This window comes from Pseudomonas duriflava (assembly GCF_007830155.1).
Classification (GTDB): Bacteria; Pseudomonadota; Gammaproteobacteria; order Pseudomonadales; family Pseudomonadaceae; genus Chryseomonas; species Chryseomonas duriflava.
In genome coordinates, this window is the sequence record NZ_VLKY01000031.1 from 1 (window position 1) to 20,136 (window position 20,136).

The following is a 20,136-nucleotide window of genomic DNA, read 5'->3' on the forward strand; positions in this document are numbered from 1 at the left end:
CAAGCGGAAGGACAGCTTGAACGCACGCTGGGCAATGCCTTGATGCAGATAGGTCACGCTGTCGGTGTTCTTCTCACGACGGCCACCCCGTACGGTCAGCACGCCCCGCTCGACTTCGAGCTCAAGGTCGTCTTCCTGCAGGCCGGCGGCTGCAATCACGATGCGGTATTGGTCATCGCCGTGCTTTTCAACGTTGTAGGGTGGATACGAGCTGCCCGATTCATTACGCAACGCAGCCTCGAACAGATCGTTGAAACGATCGAATCCAATGGAATGACGGAACAGCGGAGCAAGGGATAAATTAGTCATGATGAAATCTCCTGAGAGTCAGCAAGTTTTCCTGGCGGGACCCGATTTCGGCCTCCCGCATTCATCCAGATAAAGACACCCTATTCCGTTTCAAGAACCTTGCCGACAAACGGTACAGGCTGCTTAAATGCTATAAAATTCGTAATTACGGTAGGCGTAGCCAATGCGTCACTTTTATATGACGATCTAAAGACAGAATTTCACAGGAACGAGATATACGTCTCATTTTAAAAGCCAAGCGAAAGCTACCCTTCTAAAGACGAACAAGGATGCCCGGTTCGAACATTGCAGTCGCTTGGGAGGTAAATACAGGATTCTCAAGCAAAAATGATCCCTGCCCCTTGATTCTTCCGTTCATACAAAAGGTATGAACATCAGCTAAGCGCCGTTCTGATAGTGAATGGCAAAATTTGATGCTGGAAGAGAGGAATTACCTAAAGGATTTAGAATTCACCTAAATCTCAGCCATATCGCCAAACATTTCATCGTTTGACGTTCCGCTAAAAGGTTTCCAGCTTCCAGCGTATTGGCAAACGGGTCGAGCGGCGCTCCCCTTTTGCACTCTTATTTTGAGAATTCGACATGGCCAAGAACAACACTGTGTTACGTCGTACTGAAGAAGTTTTTTTTGAAGACCGTAAGAAAAACGAACTAGTCATCATTCCCCATAGCGCAGAAGAAAGAGCCGAAGTAGAAGCCTTACTTGAACGCCTTTCCCGGGCTTCGCTGCGCGTTATTCACCGTAACGGCCAAAAAGCGACATTAATGATTTTGCAGGGATGGAAATCCAATCCCAAGAAGATAACAGCCAATTTCACGCCGGGCGTTATCGATGTGCTGGGTCGAGACCTAGAACCCAAGGACATTATCTTAATGGCTTTGGAAAAAGCGACTTAAATAAAGGGCAATACCGCCTTTAGCTTTATTTCAACATACCCTCTCTCGGCGCAATTCGGCGAGGAGCTCATCTGCCTCGTCTTGCAATTGAGACCGAGCGCGCTTGGCTGCGTCACGCGCATGAGTTTCTTGAAGATTACTCAGATTCACATCCACATTGAGCAGAACGGCCGACAGCCCCGCTTGTAGTAATAACGCTCCAGAAAGGATATCGCTACGAACAGGCTCTACCGTCAGCGGTAAAGCCTGTTTGGCTAAGCGTACTCCTTCCAAACAAGCCTTGGCTGTGGCAAGCGGAACCTCTACTACTTGCTGAGTGGCATTCTTGACCTCCTTTTGAGGTTCGTCTTTCTCTTTCATAACATTCATATACGTCTTGAAGGCTTTAATGTCGGCATCGGCATATGCGCCTAACTTTATTAGCAAGTTTTCAGCCCTTTCAATTAAACGGGCTCTCTCTAAGTCTGGCTGCTTCGACTCAGTGATCCTCAGTGCCATGAGAATAAGGGCAAGCCCTAGATCGGCAGCGACAACAGCCGCAGCACCACAACTAGGTGTAGCGGTATTGGCTGCTGTCGCCTCTCTAAAATCTGCCAAAGTCATAGGCCAGATGCTTGGAGCTCCACTCATGTTAGTCATCTCTATATGATGTCAGGGCTCTTTAATAGACAAGGCGAGCATCCTAATGATGCCCTTGTAGCGAGTTGGATAGAAAAGAAGCTGTGCTTTACAAGATATATGCAAATACATATATTCGAATTTCCATATATTTATAGCTATGGATAGAACATGAGTGAATCACTGGCGCCTCCCCTGCTCTTCAAATGCCTGGCCGATGAAACCCGGCTGCGGATGACGCTTCTTATCGCGCGTGAACAAGAACTATGTGTTTGTGAACTGGCCTGTGCTTTGAATGAAAGCCAGCCAAAGGTATCCCGGCACCTGGCACAACTGCGCAGCTGTGGGTTACTCGAAGATCGCCGCCAGGGCCAATGGGTGTATTACCGCATTCATCCGGACCTGCCCACCTGGATTACAACGACGCTCCTTGGGGTGCTGAACGCTAATACCGCCTGGCTAACTGATGATGCGAGGCGACTCGAACAAATGGGTGATCGTCCTACCCGCAAGACCCTGTGTTGCTAACCGCCTTTTACTCCTAGTCGACTTCTATCATGCTGACTGCTTTTCTAATTTTTCTATTCACTATCGTTCTTGTCATCTGGCAACCCAAGGGGCTTGGCGTAGGCTGGAGTGCTTCTTTTGGTGCTCTGCTGGCCCTCGCCTTCGGCGTGGTCAACCTGAGCGATATTCCTGTCGTCTGGCATATCGTTTGGAATGCCACTGCGACATTCATCGCCATTATTATTATCAGCCTGTTATTAGATGAGGCCGGCTTTTTCGAATGGGCCGCCTTGCATGTGGCACGTTGGGGCGGTGGCCAGGGCCGAAAGCTCTATGCGTTCATCATTCTGCTAGGCGCCGCCGTTTCGGCCTTGTTTGCCAATGATGGCGCAGCACTTATCCTGACGCCCATTGTTATTGCCATGCTCCTGGCGTTGCGCTTTTCCCCAGCGGCAACCCTCGCGTTTGTCATGGGAGCCGGTTTTATCGCTGATACTGCAAGCCTGCCTTTAGTAGTATCCAACTTGGTTAACATCGTCTCGGCAGATTACTTTGGAATCAGCTTCAACGAATATGCTGCCATTATGGTGCCCGTTAACATAGCTAGCATTGTGGCCACTCTGATCATGCTTCTTTGGTTCTTCCGGCGAGATATCCCGGCCAGCTACGACATGAGTCAGCTTAAGGATCCCAAGGAAGCTATTCGCGATCATGCAACGTTCAAGGCTGGGTGGTGGGTATTGGCTCTGTTGCTAGTGGGTTTTTTCGTTATCGAGCCTATGGGTGTGCCAATCAGCGTTATTTCTGCAGCATGCGCATTGCTCTTATTCGTGATCGCGGCAAGAGGCCATGTAATCAGTACCCGCAAGGTGCTAAAGGAAGCGCCCTGGCAAGTCGTCATTTTCTCCTTGGGTATGTATCTCGTGGTTTACGGTCTGCGAAATGCTGGATTGACCGACTATATGACCCAAGCGCTCAATTATTGCGCCAGCCATGGGCTCTGGGCCGCAACGTTGGGCACCGGCATCATGACCGCCGTGCTCTCCTCGATCATGAATAATATGCCTACCGTGCTTATCGGTGCCTTGTCTATTCATGGCAGCGAGGCCTCTGGGGTAATTCAACAAGCCATGATTTATGCCAATGTCATTGGCAGTGATCTTGGTCCCAAAATTACACCTATTGGTAGCCTGGCTACACTGCTCTGGCTCCATGTCCTGGCCCGAAAGAACATCACGATTACGTGGGGATACTATTTCAGGGTCGGTGTTGTCCTGACCTTACCTGTATTGCTTGCCACACTGGCAGCTCTCGCCTTACGGCTGAGTCTTTAACTACTACCAGGAAGCCCTCCATGAAAGTCCTGTTCATGTGTACGCATAACCGCTGCCGCAGCATTCTGTCGGAAGCCATGTTCAACCACTTCGCGCCAGAAGGTTTCGAGGCGGTTAGCTCTGGTAGCCAACCTAGCGGGCAAGTTAGTCCATTGACATTAGAAGCCTTAAATAGGGCTGGTATTACTACGAAAGGACTATATAGCAAGTCGTCGGATGTCTTTGCCGACTTGCCCCCAGACATAGTGATCACTGTTTGTGACCGCGCTGCCGGCGAGGCTTGTCCTGTGTATTTCGGTCCAGCGATTAAAGCTCACTGGGGACTGGAAGACCCTTCTGCGCTGCAAGCCAGTGACGATGAAGTCAAGAAAGCTTTCGAATCCACGCTAAAGATCATAGAGCGACGCGTTCATGCGTTTTTGGCACTCCCTTTTAAGCAGTTAAATCCTGATGAATTAAAAGCGGCTCTCGCTGATATAGGCCGTTTATAGGAGGAAACCTCTTGAACAACCTACCTAATCTTGAAGATCCATTGGTAGACATCCCTACTCTGGACCAACTTACGACCGTAACGGTCTCTAACCATAAGCCGAGGATTCTGCTCCTTCATGGCTCCAACCGTGAACGCTCTTTTAGCCGTCTGCTAGTACAGGAAGCGGCCCGTCTGCTGGAGCTCTTTGGCGCCGAAACGCGAATCTTTGATCCATCCGGCCTTCCACTGCCGGACGATGCCCCTGATACCCATGCGAAGGTAGTCGAGCTACGCGAATTAATGATGTGGTCTGAGGGCCAGGTGTGGTGCTCACCGGAGCGTCATGGCTCAATGAGTGCGGTCTTCAAAGCACAAATAGACTGGGTACCCTTGACCATGGGCGCCATACGGCCCACTCAAGGCAAAACGCTGGCTGTCATGCAGGTTTGTGGGGGGTCGCAGTCGTTCAATGCCGTCAACCAACTACGCGTGCTCGGACGTTGGATGCGAATGTTCACTATTCCCAATCAGTCTTCGGTGCCCAAAGCCTTTTTGGAGTTCGATGAAAACGGTCGCATGAAGCCTTCTTCCTATTACGACCGCCTGGTAGATGTCATGGAGGAGCTAATGAAGTTCACGCTACTTCTGCGTGACCGCCAGGATTACCTGGTAGACCGATATTCAGAGCGTAAGGAGTCGGCTGAAGAGCTTTCCAGGCGCGTCAACCAGCGCTCTCTATAACTCTATGAGCAGGTTCGGATAGCGTCAGAGGTTATGCCGCACAAAGCGTCTTAATCCAGTCTTTGCAATACGTCTGTTTTCAATCAGGCACGGCGCCACACAACACCTTACCTATTTTGATCCTTTGATCTTCCGTCGCGTGTTTGATAAGCACGCGACCTCCTCGCTACGTTTTTTAATTACTTACCTACTTATCAGGGCCTTACCGGCTCAACGAAGTTTAGAGTTCCAAAATCGGCAGAGTAGGCTTTCTAGTTCTTAGTTGGGCTTTGGCTGATTATCCAAAAGGCTTCAAGGCTTCGCGCCATGGTGTTAGATCAAACAAAGCCAAGCAGCTGTAGTCCAACACTTATCTGCGAAACGTTTCTACGAGTGAGCTCTCGTAGAAATGAACAGGCCCAGCAAATAAAAAAGGGACTGCATGACTGTTCAAAACTCTATTGGTACTGACCTCTATGCATGTGAAAAAGAGCTAATCCATATCCCAGGCGCTATACAGCCGCATGGATATTTCATAGCTTTTCAAAAGACAGATCTACGTGTTCACTCTATTAGCGCTAATGTCGAGGATTTGCTGAAGCAACCTGCCGACAAGATACTTGCCCATACATTGCAAGAGGTTCTGCCTGCAGCCCAAGCAAGTCTAGTCCAGGCGGCTTTAAGCCGGCCCGATCCTCATGAAGCCAATCCTTTGCCACTCACCTTGTCTGGACAAAGACTGGATGGAATATTACGGCTACAGAACAATTTAGTTTTTCTGGAATTAGAAACTCCGCAGCCCGACGCAACCAGTGATACTTACTCCTTGGCTGGCACCTTTGAGCGACTGCAAAAAGCCCGAACGCTAGATGCCCTACTGGACGTAACCGTTAAAGAGATCCGTGCCCTTACCCAGTTTGATCGTGTGGTGATTTATCGCTTCGATGATGAGGGTGATGGTCAGGTCATTGCCGAAGCACGTGATAAAGAAATGGACCCTTACCTGGGGCTGTACTTTCCAGCAACTGATATTCCTGCCCAAGCCCGGACGCTTTATACCCGCAGTAAGATCAGAAGCATTCCCGAGGCACGCTATATTCCTGTTCCACTGCTCTCATCCGAGCCCGAAGCGCTAGACTTGACTATGTCGATCCTGCGTAGCGTATCGCCTATGCATCGGGAATACATCAACCATCAAGGCTTGCGTGCCTCAATGAGCGTCTCACTGATGCAGGGCGATAACCTCTGGGGTCTGATCAGTTGCGGTCATCGCGCGCCTCATTACCTATCCTACCGTACACGTTCGATCTGCCACTCGATTGGCGAACTCCTCTCACTTCAAATAACGGCACTACTCGATAACGAAGCCCAGCATCAGCGTGAATCGAAGCGGTCCTTGCTAACCTGCCTAGCCAAGGCCATGCGCCAGGAAAATAGCGGTGTTCTAGAAGGTCTCGCCCGTGAAGAAAAAGCCCTCTTAGAGATAGCTGATGCTACAGGCGCTGCCATTCTTGTGGACAATCGAATCATCACGGTCGGTAAATGCCCATCCGAAACAGATATCCAGGGGTTAGACACATGGGTTTCTTCACGCCTGAATTACAAAGGGATGTTCCATACGCGCTGCCTGCCCGCCGAGTATCCGTCCATGGCGGACCATGCAGCAGCCAGTGGCTTGCTGGTATTGTCACTACCTAGACCTACAACCAATCGTGTGTTTTGGTTCAGGCCAGAACTGATTCAAACCATCAACTGGAGCGGCAACCCACACAAACCTCTGGAAATTGATCCGTCGACCGGTCAGCTACGCCCACATCCACGGCGCAGCTTTGCACTCTGGCAGGAACGCGTACGAGGTCGTTCTCAGCGTTGGCGCGCCGGCGAACTCTATGCCGTCTGTGACTTGAGACGCTACGCCATCGAAATCGATTTGGCCCGCCAAGTGGTACGTGAGCGCGAGGCTGTACGGGCGCGTGATGAGATAGTGGGAATCGTCTCGCATGACCTGCGTAATCCGATGACCATTGTCATGATGCAAGCAGGAGTCATGCAGCGTGTCCTGGCGGGTGATCAGCGGGAATCCTCCCGACGCTTGTCTTCATCGCTACAGATTATCCAGAGCGCCACGGCTCGCATGAGCAGCCTGATCGGAGATTTGCTCGACACTTCGAAGATCGAAGCAGGACGTTTTCAGGTAACGCTACAGCCACAAGAAGCGGCCCCCCTGGTACAACAGGCAATTTTGCTGCAAAATTCACTGGCAGAGAGTAAATGCATTTCTCTGATAGAACGAGCGGAATCCGGGCTGATCGTGCAGGCTGATGCTGAGCGGCTGTTCCAAGTTCTTTCCAACCTAATTGGTAATGCCATCAAGTTTACGTCCAATGGAGGCAACATTGAGGTTGTAGTCCAGCTACGTGAGCGTGATGTGTTATTTGAAATTCGAGATACCGGTATCGGTATTCCGCCTGATGTTCTTCCTCATATATTTGATCGCTATTGGCATACTGGGGAGGGTAATCCGACAGGTAGCGGTTTAGGCCTTTTTATCAGTAAAGGCATAATCGAAGCGCATGGAGGAAGAATCTGGGCAAATAGCCAACAAGGCCAGGGCAGCACTTTTGCCTTTACCTTGCCTCTCTTACGAGCGGAAGAACCGTGATAGCTTGAATAATCACTCTGCCGTTACGGCCCGACGGTCTCTCTTACTGACCTCCTGTCAGGTATGATGCCGCCCCGTTTTTCTCTTAAGGAGCGTACTGTGGCAAGTAATATTGAGCAGTTCGATGATCTGGTCGGCCGAATTTTTGGCGAGCTGTACGAGTCCTTTCCGCTTACCCGCCATATTTTTTGCTCGGAGCTGCAAAAGCATATTGCAGCCTCAAATTTGAGTGAAGTGGATGACTACGATCCGTGTTCGGATGAGTCGCGATTCTTCATGGCATCCATAAAATGGCTAGGTAATGCCGGCTTTATTGAACACGGTCTTATTTCTCAGGGCTCGGCGCTGGACTGTGTCCTGACCGCAAAAGGGTTGGAAGCTCTCAAGGCGACTCCAACGTGTCTTGAAGGCTCACTAGGTGACCGATTACTCAAAGCAGCCGAGGCCGGGCATATTAGTGAATTACGCGAGTTGACTGGAAAAGCACTGAGCTATGGCGTATCACTCGCTACGACCGGAGCGGTCAAGTAAACCGTCGGCCTTGAGTAATCACCTCATCAAGTCCTTAACTGAACCGATAAGCGGTTCTGCCAGAAAAAATTCTTATCAGCGGTCTGGTTTATACAGGCCGCACGCTAATGTTAAGGCCTGTTATAACGCTGATTAGACAACCTGTAAGTAAAAGCGCTTTAGCATCCTTTGGCCTCCTATACATGCCAAGAGAACCACTTTTGTTACATAGCGCTAGCGCTCTACTCTTTGTTTCAAGGGTATTACACGACCAACGGACTCATGCCCTCTACTGACCTGCCGATAATTCCTTTTGAATCTATAAGAATGGCATAGCGCCATACGGGTCGACCGGCCCGGCAGTCTGTAATACAGAGGGAGCGGCAACCCCATGGCATTATTTAACCTTCCTGCCCACTTGCGCAAGACTCGTGAAGAGCAAGCTTGCCTGATGATTGATCGCTGGGTTTCACGTCGCACCCGATTCCATACTGGCTTTGCCAGCGGCCTCATTCAAATGGCATATACGCTGGGTGATATCGATGAGCAGTGCTATCGTGATTATCATCGCCGCTTAGATGAACTTCATACCCGCCTTTAACACAATCAAATGTGTTATCTAAGAAATCACATGGGCCTTTCATGTCCATGGAAGACCCTTTCTTATTCCTTTCTCCTTATATCTTCAGACTATCGAAACGCTGGCAGAAAGCGGCTCGTCAGCGCTATGAAACTCGCTCTCTGGAACAGGTTCAAACGGTAGGCAAGGATCATATTTTCCCTACGCAAAAAAAACGATGAAAGGTCGTGCGTTCTTTGTCGAAAACGTTGAGTTTGAAGGCTTTGACCCTATATAGGGGTTGTGTCTGGGCATAGCGTAAATGCTGTGTTTGAGCTCCGGAAACGGGCCTGCTCGCTGATCGAATCCTTCCCTCTCATCCTGTTTTTTTCGACTCTTTTGAACTGCATCAGCCGTGCTGAAAAGCGCGCTGCGGAGAAAACGCTATGAAAATGTCTGAAAGTATCGACGCGCTGGCCAAAGCCTTGGCAGCAGCTCAAGCGGAAATCGAGAACGCGACCAAAGGCAGCATTAATCCGCATTTTCGAAACAAATATGCTGACTTGGCCGAAATCCTAAATACGGCACGCCCGGTTCTGAGTAAACACGGTATCTCCGTTGTACAAATGCCTGGCTTCGAAGACGGTAAAGTAAGTGTTGAGACGGTGCTTATGCATGAGTCTGGCCAATGGATTAGCAACACCCTACTTGGCCCCTGCGCAAAACTCGACCCCCAAGGTGTAGGTAGTGCAATTACCTATTACCGGCGTTATTCCCTTGCAGCCTTTGCCGGGATTGCTCAAGAAGACGATGACGCTAACGAAGCCAGCCAACCGGGAGCCAACAACCGACAGTCTGCACCGCAATATATCAACAAGGTGCAACAGAACCGCCTTGAGGCCGTTCTGAATACGTGCAGTCCGGCGGTACAGAAAAAGTTCGAGAGTGACTATCCCGACGCAAGCAAGGTTACGATTGATGTTTTTGAAGGGATCGTTAATAGCCTGGAAGCTGCAGCCAAGAAATACCAAGAGCGCAAAAACCAGGATTATGCAGCATGATCCTGGCCGATTTAAATTCTTTACCCGCAGCCGAGCGTTGCTCGGCCATAGCGGGCCTGTTTAGCAGGTATGCTCTGAGATATGCGTTTTCTTCGCCTAGAAAAGTGACGCATAAGACACGACTTTGTTAGCCTGAACAAATACTATTCTTTAGTCGTTTCTATTCATCATCTCCAGCAATCCACTATCCACCCCCCTCTGTTTGTCCAAATAAAGGCTTCTGCGACATTTTTACATAGCTATCCCTACGCATTTTGATGATCTAGACCGCACAATACGGATATCTTGCGTAAGGATGTTTATATGGTTAGTAATAACTCTTCTTCGGGCTCGCTCAAGCGTGGCCTGCAGAACCGTCATATTCAATTAATTGCCCTAGGTGGCGCCATTGGTACTGGGCTATTCCTAGGGTCAGCTGGCGTCATGCAATCAGCCGGGCCCTCTATGATACTGGGCTATGCTTTTGCAGGATTCATCGCTTTCCTAATCATGCGCCAGCTAGGCGAGATGATTGTCGAGGAACCCGTTGCTGGCTCGTTCAGTCATTTTGCCCACAGTTACTGGGGCGGCTTTGCTGGCTTTCTTTCTGGCTGGAATTGTTGGGTACTCTATATTCTGGTAGGCATGTCAGAACTGACGGCCGTAGGCAAGTATGTTCATTACTGGTGGCCTGAGATCCCCACATGGGTCAGTGCTGCCGTTTTCTTCCTGTTGGTTAATGCCATTAACTTGGCTAACGTCAGGCTTTTTGGTGAAGCTGAGTTCTGGTTTGCCTTGATTAAAGTCGTAGCGATTATTGCGATGATCGCGCTTGGCAGTTACTTGCTATTAGGTGGTGCAGACGACTCCCAAGCTACCATTACAAACTTGTGGTCTCATGGCGGCTTCTTTCCACATGGAATTCAGGGCTTGGTGATGGCTATGGCGATCATCATGTTTTCCTTTGGCGGACTGGAGATGCTGGGCTTTACCGCCGCTGAAGCAGCTGAACCCAAAAAAATCATTCCCAAGGCTATCAACCAAGTCATCTACCGTATCCTGATTTTCTATGTGGGCGCACTGATCATTTTGTTGTCCCTCAAGCCGTGGGATACGCTGGTTCAAACGCTTAATGCCTCAGGCGATGCTTATAGCGGTAGCCCATTCGTTCAAATTTTCTCTCTAATCGGTAGCGACACCGCTGCTCACCTACTGAATTTTGTGGTACTAACCGCTGCCCTTTCGGTTTATAACAGCGGCTGTTACTGCAACGGACGCATGTTGCTAGGCTTGGCCGAGCAAGGCGATGCACCACGCGTATTTGCCAAAGTAGATAAGCGGGGAGTTCCGTTATATTCATTGCTTTTTGGGGCTGGTATTACACTACTGGCAGTAGTGGTGAATTACCTGATCCCCCAACAGGCATTGGAATTATTGATGTCGCTCGTTGTAGCAGCACTGGTCATCAACTGGGCCATGATCAGCCTGACGCACCTTAAATTCCGCGCTCATCTCAAGCGCCAAAGCATTACACCGAGCTTTGCAGCGTTCTGGCATCCCGCAGGAAATTATCTTTGCCTGGCTTTCGTGCTCTTCATCTTAGGCACAATGCTGCTTATTCCTGGTATTAAGGTCTCCGTGTACGCCATACCCGTCTGGCTGGTAATTATATGGGTGTGCTATCGCCTGAAACGCCAACCAAAAGCCTCCAGCAACTCTGTCATCACGGCTACGCGAGCTGACTAGCGTGCGCTCCATCCTCTTTGCATAAAGCGTGAAGAGTCTTCTTGTTTATGTTGCCCACGATGCCGTCTGTTCTTAAGCAGACGGCAATTTTTTCTGCTAAAAGAAACTAGGCCATTAAGAGGAAAGGATTATGGATCTAGGAATCGCAGGACGCTGGGCGATAGTCTGCGCCGCCAGTAAGGGACTAGGTAAAGGCTGCGCTACAGCGCTGGCACGTGAAGGCGTCAATCTGGTAATCAATGCCCGAGGAATTGATACTTTGGAGGAAACGGCAGTCTATTTGCGTACCTTGCATCCTGCCATTGAGGTACGGTGCGTCGCCGGAGATGTTAGCCGTGACGATATACGCCATGCATTGCTGATAGCTTGCCCGCAAGTAGACATTTTAGTGAACAATGCTGGCGGCCCCCCTCCGGGTGACTTTCGTAATTGGACGCGTGAGGACTGGCTTAACGCTATCGAAATAAACATGCTGACGCCTATCGAGCTGATCAAGGCAACAGTAGACGGCATGGCCGAGCGTGGGTTTGGCCGGGTGGTCACTATCACTTCATCCGCGGTGAAGGCCCCTATTGATATTTTAGGCCTTTCCAACGGAGCCCGCTCGGGACTAACGGGGTTCGTTGCAGGGCTTGCACGACAGCCGCGCCTGGCTGAGCAAAACGTAACACTCAATAATCTGCTGCCAGGTTCGTTCGATACAGAGCGTTTGCAGAAGACTATACAGTCAAGTAGCCAAGCGACAGGCAAAAGCCAGGAAGCTATTGCTGATCAACGCTTGCAGGGGATTCCTGCCAGACGGTTCGGAACAGCCGAAGAATTCGGCGCAGTCTGCGCATTTTTGTGTAGCGTTCACGCCAGTTATATGACCGGACAAAACGTGCTACTGGACGGCGGAGCTTACCCAGGAACGTTTTAATAGACGTCAGACCTGAAAAGCAGATGAGACGTCATCAGGTAACCCTTGGCCGTTTTTTAATCTTATGAGATCAGATCAGATAACCACCATCAACATTGAGGCACACCCCGGTGGTGTAGCTGCTGGCAGGCGACACCAGATACAGTACCGCGCCCGCCATTTCATCCGGCTCGGCAACCCGGCCAAGAGGAATATGCTCAAGTACTTTCTTAAGCACGGAGGGGTTCTGCACCAAAGCCGAGGCAAATCGGGTATCCGTCGCGCCGGGTAGCAAGGCATTCACACGGATTCCCTGAGGTGCGCACTCCTGTGCAAAAGCCTTAGTCATGGAAATGACGGCAGCCTTGGTAATAGAATAAATCCCCTGAAAGAGCCCTGGCGTGACGCCATTAACAGAGGCGACATTCACAATTGAGCCACCTCCGTTTGTGGACATAAGTTTCACAGCGCGACATGACATAAAGAAATAGCCACGAATGTTCACATCTACTGTTTTTTCGAATGCGCTTAAATCCGTATCGGCGATAGGTCCAAAATAGGGGTTGGTTGCCGCATTGTTCACAAGGATATCGAGGCGGCCGTATCGCTCTGCGATAGCATCGAACACATGTTCAATCTCCTCTATCTCTCCGATGTGACAAGCCATAGCCTCTGCAGAACCGCCTGCAGCCCTAATCGTCTCGACTACCGCCTGGCAGCTTTTTGCCTTACGACTCGAGACAATTACATGGGCCCCATGGATTGCTAGGCAACGGGCGACTTCTTCGCCAATACCTCGGCTGGCTCCACTCACAAGAGCTATTTTACCCGAAAGATCGAATAGGTCTGTCGCAGCCATGCCTGTACTCCTGAGATGTTGTTATTAGGAATAACGTGGAGGTGCCTTTCATATACCAGACGAGAAAAGGATAGATCGTAGCCCAGACTATTTGTCAGACAGATACAGGGTTCGCGCCAGTTGAGCATCGCTGGAAAAATGCTTTGAATAGTCCCAGTCAGCTATGCCTCGAGCATTTCCTATTAGATCACGCCCATTTCTTGCCAAGCAGCTAACTGCTCAGGGCTAGCGCCCAATAAAACAGTTAATATTTCTTTAGTATGGGCGCCTAACAATGGCGGCGCACGATGGTAAGTGACAGGTGTTTCGGATAGACGTAATGGGCTGGCCACCTGAGGCACGGTTTCTGTCAGGGGATGCGCCAAGTCAACTCGCAAGCCACGCGCCAAAACCTGAGCATCGGCAAAGACCTGTGCCAAGTCGTTTACCGGCCCACAGGGCACTCCCACCCGCTCCAGCAAGGCTATCCACTCCCCTGTTGTTTTGAAAACCGTCACCTGCCGGATCAAGGGAATTAGCTCGGCGCGATACTTGACTCGCGCCTGATTCGTAGCAAAGCGAATGTCCTGTCCCCACTCCATTTTTCCAGCTACTTCGCAAAATTTACGAAACTGGCTATCGTTTCCGATCGTAAGGATGATGTCACTATCGGCCGTGGGAAAATCCTGATATGGCACTATGTTGGGATGCGCATTTCCCAATCGCCGTGGTGACTGTCCGCTGATCAGGTAATTCATGGCCTGGTTGGCCAGACAAGCCACTTGAACGTCCAGCAGTGCCATATCAATGTACTGGCCAGTGCCTGTTTTCTCACGGTGCTGCAAGGCTGCTAGAACTGCTACCGTTGCATACAATCCGGTAAGGATATCCACTAGCGCCACCCCCACTTTGACCGGACCGGCTCCCTCTTCGTTTTCGCTACGCCCAGTCAGACTCATCAAGCCTCCTAGAGCTTGGATCATAAAGTCATATCCGGCCCGCTGGGCGTAGGGGCCACTCTGGCCAAAGCCAGTAATCGAACAATAGATCAAGCGCGGATTGACTTTCTTTAGCGAGGCATAGTCCAGTCCGTAAGCCGCAAGACCTCCTACTTTGAAGTTTTCCAGCACAATGTCAGATTGAGCCACCAGTTCACGTATGATGCGTTGCCCCTCAGCCAGGGTAAAGTCTACTGTGATTGACCGTTTGTTACGGTTGGCCGACAGGTAATATGCAGACTCAGCTGTAGGGTTACCCGCTACGTCCTGCAAAAACGGCGGTCCCCATTGACGGGTATCATCACCACTCCCAGGCCGCTCGACCTTGATCACATCAGCCCCTAGGTCACCGAAAATTTGCCCGGCCCAAGGGCCAGCAAGCACGCGAGATAGATCAAGTACGCGCAGGCCAGAAAGCGCTCCAGGCATATAAGCTCCTTTTCTTTATCAGCAGGCAGCCAGGTAGTCATGAGGTGCTGCACTGGATTGTTCAGAAGAAGGCCTGGATACCCGTTTGTGCACGGCCAAGGATCAGCGCATGGACATCATGTGTACCTTCATAGGTATTTACCACCTCTAGGTTAACCAGATGCCGCGCCACACCAAATTCGTCGCTGATGCCATTACCACCCAGCATGTCACGAGCCATACGCGCAATGTCCAATGCCTTGCCGCAACTGTTGCGCTTCATAATCGAGGTAATCTCTACCGCTGCAGTCCCCTCATCCTTCATGCGCCCTAAGCGCAAACACCCTTGCAATGCCAAGGTAATCTCGGTCTGCATGTCGGCCAGCTTCTTTTGAATAAGTTGGTTGGCTGCGAGCGGACGACCAAACTGCTGCCGATCTAGCGTGTACTGACGTGCGGTATGCCAGCAGAACTCCGCAGCCCCCAATGCGCCCCAACTGATGCCATAGCGGGCCGAATTGAGACATGTAAAAGGCCCCTTGAGACCTCGCACCATAGGAAAGGCGTTCTCTTCAGGCACAAATACATTGTCCATAACGATCTCACCGGTGATCGATGCACGCAGCCCTACCTTGCCATGGATGACCGGTGCTGAGAGGCCTTTCCACCCTTTTTCCAGAACGAAACCGCGGATATCTCCTGCATCATCCTTGGCCCAAACTAGGAATACGTCGGCAATCGGGCTGTTGGTAATCCACATTTTGCTACCAGATAGCCTATAACCGCCCTCAACAGTCTTCGCCCTGGTGACCATTGCCCCTGGATCTGAACCGTGATTTGGTTCAGTAAGGCCAAAGCAGCCGATCCACTCACCAGTGGCTAATTTTGGTAGGTATTTCTGTTTCTGGGCCTCGGTACCAAACTCATGGATCGGTACCATAACCAATGAAGACTGTACGCTCATCATCGAGCGATACCCAGAGTCGATGCGTTCAACCTCACGGGCAATCAACCCATAGCACACATGATTAAGTCCACTTCCTCCATACTCCGTAGGAATCGTGGCCCCAAGAAGCCCTGTCTCCCCCATTTCGCGAAAGATTAGTGGATCAGTCTGTTCATGCCGAAAGGCCTCTAGTACTCGAGGTGCCAGTTTATCTTGAGCGAAATGCGCAGCGGTCTCACGTACCATGCGCTCTTCTTCGGTGAGCTGCTGGTCGAGCAGAAGCGGGTCTTCCCAGTTAAATTGCGCCTTGCTTGTCATTGGTATTCCTCAAGTGCCTAAGATTCGCAGCGAGTACAGAATGCTTAAAATCCTAAAGGGAGGATCAAGAGGCTAACAACCGATGATTGCGCATACTATTGTGCATGAAACGCACTTCGGCCCATGATAACTAGTCTTCTACGAGCTTTTTAATGAGCATGAGGTAATTGTGCGTCGAAAAATTCCTAGCACCCAAGCACTGATTGCCTTTGAATCGGCGGCGCGTCATCAGAGCTTTACCAAAGCTGCAGAGGAACTAGCCCTGACCCAAAGCGCTATTTGCCGCCAGGTAGCGGGGCTAGAAGATTTCCTGGGAATTGAGCTGTTTCGTCGTTCTCGTCGAGGGGTTAAGCTGACCGAAGCCGGATTGTCTTACAGTCGTCAGGTCGCGATCCAACTCGATGCGGTAGAGCGCGACGCGCTCTCCATGATGAGTAAGCACGGCACTGGCCGTTTGGAATTGGCCGTCGTGCCGACCTTTGGCACTCAATGGCTTCTGCCACGTCTTAAATTATTTCAAGCGCTGCATCCAGAGGTCACAGTAAACCTTACCAACCGCACTCGACCGTTCCTTTTTGCAAATAGTGATTTCGATGCAGCACTATACTTTGGCGATGGCGATTGGTCTGGCACCCAGACGTATTTCTTGATGCATGAGCATTCCATGCCCGTATGTAGCCCTGGCCTGTTGGCAGGGCGTAAAGTACTCAATGCAGCAGACATCGCTCAGATGCCGCTACTACAACAGACGACACGGCCTTATGCTTGGCGACATTGGTTTAACTCTCTAGACATGTCCGTTCCACATGATATGGCAGGGCCTCGCTATGAGCTGTTCTCCATGTTGGCCCAAGCGGCTATACACGACATGGGTGTAGCACTCATTCCGCCCTTTTTGATTCAACGAGAACTAGCAGAGGGCCGTTTGGTCATTGTCAAACATCATAGCTTTACAAGCGACCGCGCCTATTACTTGGTTATTCCCGAACGCAAGGTAGTCTCTGCCACATTGCTAGTTTTTCGTGACTGGCTGACAAACGAGGCGCGAACCTATCGTGAACGAGAGCGCCTGACCTGAGCCAATATCCGTCCTGTGTCTCGACGACGTGAGCTCTTTATGATCGTCTTACTACTGACTTGTAGAGGGAAACCAAGTGAGCATTTAGTCGTGTTATCGCAACAGGCATGCAGAAGAAAAACATCTCCTTTTGATATCCGTTTTGGAGCACCCAACATTTCTTTTATGTGATGAAATTGTCTGCCCTACATAAGGATAATGATTGACCTTAAGCCCGGCAGCCCCAAATAGGGTCTCATGGATTGGTCAAGTTGGATTACTACTTAGCCAGATACTTCGTCCCGGCAAGTTTCATTGCTAAACGCAGCGCCCCTGTACCGCTTACGGCCTGGGTACAACCCGCACGCTGATTGATAATCGCCTCGCTTTGCTCCCCCAGTACCAAATGCAGAAGGCGGCTTCCAAAAGAGACATCACCATGGCCACCGATATAAGTTTTAGTCAGCTCTTCCCCTAACAGACATTGCTCGGCCTGCTTAACCGCTCTGCAGAATAGGCGTCTGGCCTTGAGAGTTTTTGTAGACGCCTATGCCTAGCTCCAGCTTGACCGGATTAGAGTCACATCTTAGGCAGTCCCATGACCGGATCATTAGAGCTACCCAATCAACTGATTAAACAGCTCACTTACGCCCCTCCGCTGACGCTGCTACCGTATCGGTACGAGCAGCCATAATAAAATCATTACGGTGCAATCCTTTTATCGAATGACTCCACCAAGTTACGGTCACCTTGCCCCACTCGGTCAAGAGGCCTGGATGATGTCCTTCTTCCTCAGCAATAGCGCCTACGGCACTGGTAAAAGCCAGGGCATGTCGAAAATTCTTGAACAGAAACGTCCTCTCTAATTGCATGATGCCGTCGCGAATCTCAATGTTCCAATCAGGAATTTCGAGAATTAGCTCAGCCAGCTCCTCATCCGAAACCTTTGGCGCATTGGCACTGCATGCTTCGCAATGAGTCTGTGTTAATGCCTTCATTTCTTTCTCCTTGTTATGGTCAATTATGCAGCCTTGATTGGAAAACGAGGTTTGTGCAGGCCCAGCCGCATCGCCTCATGAACCATACTCATTACATCTTCATGGGCAACCTGAAACAGGCGCTTGAGCTCAGGCAATACAAAATAGACTGGCTGCAAAATATCGATGCGATATGGCGTGCGCATGGCTTCGATGGGATCAAACGGAAGATGATCTGGCTCACCAGATAATGCATATATGGTTTCTTTGGGTGACGATAAAATTCCACCGCCATAAATCCTACGGCCCAAAGGCGTATCGATCAGACCAAACTCGATAGTCATCCAGTAAAACCTAGCCAGAAAGATCCGCTCTTCTTTGGTGGCTGACAGTCCTAATAAACCGTAAATATGGGTGAATTCGGCAAAAAAGGGATTTGTCAGCAAAGGACAATGCCCAAACACCTCATGAAAAATGTCTGGTTCCTGAAGATAATCAAGCTCAGCCGGCGTACGAATAAACGTAGCTACAGGGAACTGCTTGTTTGCCAGTAGCTGAAAGAAGGTCTCGAATGGAATCAATGCAGGTACTTAAGTTACTCGCCAACGTGTAGAGTGCTCCAGCACTCGGTTAACTTCAGCAAGTTGCGGGATACGATCACAAGAAAGACTCAACTGTTCAAGACCGTCTAAGTAATCTTGACAAGCCCTTCCTTGGATAATCTTAAGCTGGGTGGATGAAGTGCCGGGCATAGCCTTAGCGAAATATATCGATGAGCTTGACCTGCCTAATTTAGTCCGGACCAACAAGGCACGCCTAAATGGTTTACGTATCCAAATTAAGGGCGATGTGTTTCTAAGTGATATTACGCCTTTGCAAACAGGTCATGATGATAGTGAGGCCCTTGCAGGTGCTGTCCTTACCCTACATCGGGCCGATCAGGTCGGCGAGCGCATTTACCACGTTCGCAAACAAGAAATGCGCGGCTTCGACAGTATTTTTCAAAGCTCCAGAATTATGGCCTCAGTCATCAGCGAGGCCCGCCGCATGGCCCCACTAGATGCCCCCTTTTAATTACAGGCGAGACGGGTACCGGTAAAGAGCTATTAGCACGCGCCTGCCATCTGGCCAGCCCTCGTGGAAAAGCCCCTTTCATGGCATTAAATTGTGGAGGCCTATCCGAGTCCAGAGCAGAGATAGAGCTATTCGGCTATACCGCCGGCGCCTTTGAAGGCGCTCGCCCCGAGGGCAAACTAGGATTACTGGAACTCACTGCTGGGGGTACGCTGTTTCTTGATGAAGTTGGAGAGATGAGCTTACGCCTGCAGGCTAAATTAATACGCTTTCTACAAAACGGTGGCTTCCGCCGAGTCGGCAGTGAAGAAGAAGTCTATCTAGACGTTCGGGTAATATGCGCAACGCAGCAAGACCTTTCAGAACTATGTACTCATGGAGAATTCAGGCAAGACCTTTATCATCGTTTAAATGTATTGTCTCTTCATATTCTGCCATTGCGGGAGTGCCTGGATGGGCTACCACTTTTAATTGAACATTTCTTAGATCAAGCCAGCCGCCAAATTGGCTGTCCTTTGAAAACACTTACACCTAAAGCATTCGAGCAACTATATAACTATCATTGGCCTAGTAATGTTCGTCAGCTTGAGAACGTACTATACCAAGCCGTGTCCTTAGCTCAAGACGCCATGGTTAAACCCGAACATATTCGCCTTCCCCATTATGGAACACCGCAGCCTTTAAAAGATTTTTCGCTTGAAGGCGGGCTTGACGAAATCATAGGACGTTTCGAAAAAGCCGTACTTGAACAACTTACCAAGGACTATCCAAGTAGCCGTCTTCTTGGCAAGCGCCTCGGGGTATCCCATACAACAATCGCAAACAAGCTACGACACTACCAGATAAGGCAATAGCAGAACAAGAAACAGGTTGGCCGTCTTTGCCGCGCTGCTCTGGGCTCTGAAAAAGACAAAACCCCCGGACCGCTAGGCCTGGGGGTTTTGGGTATAGGTGCTTGACGATGACCTACTCTCACATGGGGAGGCCCCACACTACCATCGGCGATGCTTTGTTTCACTTCTGAGTTCGGAATGGGATCAGGTGGTTCCAGAGCTCTATAGTCGTCAAGCAATTCGGGTGAGGAATCGCTATTACCCGCTTCCTCGAATGGGTATGTGATCAGGTAATTGCGGGTTCGCAAGCTTTCGGCTTTAGGCGTCTTCCCGTAGGCAATCTTTACAGATTGTTTGGGTGTTATATGGTCAAGCCTCACGGGCAATTAGTATCGGTTAGCTCAACGCCTCACAG

At 50.2% G+C, this 20,136-nt stretch carries 18 protein-coding genes, 1 rRNA gene and 3 pseudogenes; 13 read left to right on the forward strand and 9 right to left on the reverse strand.

From position 1 onward, the window contains the following. Positions 1-309 (reverse strand): Hsp20 family protein (locus IQ22_RS21865; RefSeq protein ID WP_145145942.1); only part of this gene is annotated, 309 nt, incomplete at its 3' end. Positions 310-891: 582 nt separating this feature from the next. On the opposite strand from IQ22_RS21865, the gene IQ22_RS21870 reads away from it, so the two are divergent. After that, positions 892-1,206, forward strand: coding sequence for a hypothetical protein (locus IQ22_RS21870; RefSeq protein WP_145145943.1), 315 nt, complete (start codon positions 892-894; stop codon positions 1,204-1,206). A gap of 30 nt (positions 1,207-1,236) precedes the next feature. On the opposite strand, the gene IQ22_RS21875 is transcribed toward IQ22_RS21870, so the two are convergent. Further along, entirely contained in the window at positions 1,237-1,809 is a 573-nt protein-coding gene (locus tag IQ22_RS21875) for a cyclodeaminase/cyclohydrolase family protein (protein WP_158635478.1), read from the reverse strand. Positions 1,810-1,995: 186 nt separating this feature from the next. On the opposite strand from IQ22_RS21875, the gene IQ22_RS21880 reads away from it, so the two are divergent. The 10 genes from IQ22_RS21880 (at position 1,996) to IQ22_RS21925 (ending at position 12,293) form a co-directional block, all read left to right on the forward strand. Further along, on the forward strand, positions 1,996-2,352 hold the full coding sequence (locus IQ22_RS21880; RefSeq protein ID WP_145145945.1) for a metalloregulator ArsR/SmtB family transcription factor: 357 nt from the start codon (positions 1,996-1,998) through the stop codon (positions 2,350-2,352). Between the two features lie 29 nt (positions 2,353-2,381). Further along, entirely contained in the window at positions 2,382-3,665 is a 1,284-nt protein-coding gene (locus IQ22_RS21885) for an arsenic transporter (RefSeq protein ID WP_145145946.1), read from the forward strand. A 20-nt stretch (positions 3,666-3,685) separates the two neighbouring features. Next, positions 3,686-4,156 carry an arsenate reductase ArsC gene (locus IQ22_RS21890; protein ID WP_145145947.1) on the forward strand — a complete coding sequence of 157 codons (471 nt, stop codon included), beginning with the start codon at positions 3,686-3,688 and terminating at the stop codon, positions 4,154-4,156. Next, a complete protein-coding gene (gene arsH / locus IQ22_RS21895; protein ID WP_145145948.1) occupies positions 4,153-4,878 on the forward strand; it encodes an arsenical resistance protein ArsH in 726 nt (241 codons plus the stop codon). The genes IQ22_RS21890 and arsH overlap by 4 nt, the downstream gene beginning before the upstream one ends. A gap of 421 nt (positions 4,879-5,299) precedes the next feature. Beyond that, the gene (locus tag IQ22_RS21900; protein WP_145145949.1) at positions 5,300-7,519 is read left to right on the forward strand and encodes an ATP-binding protein; all 2,220 of its coding nucleotides are present in this window, start codon (positions 5,300-5,302) and stop codon (positions 7,517-7,519) included. 99 nt (positions 7,520-7,618) lie between these two features. Next, positions 7,619-8,050, forward strand: coding sequence for a hypothetical protein (locus IQ22_RS21905; protein WP_145145950.1), 432 nt, complete (start codon positions 7,619-7,621; stop codon positions 8,048-8,050). 370 nt (positions 8,051-8,420) lie between these two features. Continuing rightward, positions 8,421-8,630, forward strand: a complete 210-nt coding sequence (locus IQ22_RS21910; protein ID WP_145145951.1) for a hypothetical protein — start codon at positions 8,421-8,423, stop codon at positions 8,628-8,630. A gap of 404 nt (positions 8,631-9,034) precedes the next feature. Then, positions 9,035-9,649: an ERF family protein gene (locus tag IQ22_RS21915; protein WP_145145952.1), complete on the forward strand. Its 615-nt coding sequence runs from the start codon at positions 9,035-9,037 to the stop codon at positions 9,647-9,649. Positions 9,650-9,952: 303 nt separating this feature from the next. Then, the gene (locus IQ22_RS21920) at positions 9,953-11,374 is read left to right on the forward strand and encodes an amino acid permease (protein ID WP_145145953.1); all 1,422 of its coding nucleotides are present in this window, start codon (positions 9,953-9,955) and stop codon (positions 11,372-11,374) included. A 130-nt stretch (positions 11,375-11,504) separates the two neighbouring features. After that, positions 11,505-12,293, forward strand: a complete 789-nt coding sequence (locus IQ22_RS21925) for an SDR family oxidoreductase (RefSeq protein ID WP_145145954.1) — start codon at positions 11,505-11,507, stop codon at positions 12,291-12,293. Positions 12,294-12,363: 70 nt separating this feature from the next. Here IQ22_RS21925 and IQ22_RS21930 read toward each other — a convergent pair whose 3' ends face one another. From IQ22_RS21930 to IQ22_RS21940, 3 genes are all read right to left on the reverse strand, one after another. Continuing rightward, the gene (locus IQ22_RS21930) at positions 12,364-13,131 is read right to left on the reverse strand and encodes an SDR family oxidoreductase (RefSeq protein WP_145145955.1); all 768 of its coding nucleotides are present in this window, start codon (positions 13,129-13,131) and stop codon (positions 12,364-12,366) included. 182 nt (positions 13,132-13,313) lie between these two features. Continuing rightward, a complete protein-coding gene (locus IQ22_RS21935; RefSeq protein WP_145145956.1) occupies positions 13,314-14,537 on the reverse strand; it encodes a CaiB/BaiF CoA transferase family protein in 1,224 nt (407 codons plus the stop codon). Positions 14,538-14,598: 61 nt separating this feature from the next. Continuing rightward, the gene (locus tag IQ22_RS21940) at positions 14,599-15,780 is read right to left on the reverse strand and encodes an acyl-CoA dehydrogenase (RefSeq protein WP_145145957.1); all 1,182 of its coding nucleotides are present in this window, start codon (positions 15,778-15,780) and stop codon (positions 14,599-14,601) included. Positions 15,781-15,949: 169 nt separating this feature from the next. On the opposite strand from IQ22_RS21940, the gene IQ22_RS21945 reads away from it, so the two are divergent. Further along, positions 15,950-16,858, forward strand: coding sequence for a LysR family transcriptional regulator (locus IQ22_RS21945; protein WP_145145958.1), 909 nt, complete (start codon positions 15,950-15,952; stop codon positions 16,856-16,858). 86 nt (positions 16,859-16,944) lie between these two features. On the opposite strand, the pseudogene IQ22_RS23715 reads toward IQ22_RS21945, so the two are convergent. The 3 genes and pseudogenes from IQ22_RS23715 to phhA all read right to left on the reverse strand — a co-directional run. Further along, a pseudogene (locus IQ22_RS23715) lies at positions 16,945-17,448 on the reverse strand (aminotransferase class I/II-fold pyridoxal phosphate-dependent enzyme); the annotation flags it as partial. A gap of 30 nt (positions 17,449-17,478) precedes the next feature. After that, positions 17,479-17,835, reverse strand: coding sequence for a 4a-hydroxytetrahydrobiopterin dehydratase (locus IQ22_RS21950; protein ID WP_145145959.1), 357 nt, complete (start codon positions 17,833-17,835; stop codon positions 17,479-17,481). 23 nt (positions 17,836-17,858) lie between these two features. After that, positions 17,859-18,545 (reverse strand): annotated as a pseudogene (gene phhA / locus IQ22_RS21955) (phenylalanine 4-monooxygenase); the annotation flags it as partial. A gap of 1 nt (position 18,546) precedes the next feature. Between phhA and IQ22_RS21960 the strand changes: the two are divergent. Further along, positions 18,547-19,742 (forward strand): annotated as a pseudogene (locus IQ22_RS21960) (sigma 54-interacting transcriptional regulator); the annotation flags it as partial. Between the two features lie 99 nt (positions 19,743-19,841). Here the strand turns inward: IQ22_RS21960 and rrf are convergent. Next, positions 19,842-19,957 (reverse strand): 5S ribosomal RNA (gene rrf, locus IQ22_RS21965). Between the last annotated feature and the right edge of the window lie 179 nt (positions 19,958-20,136).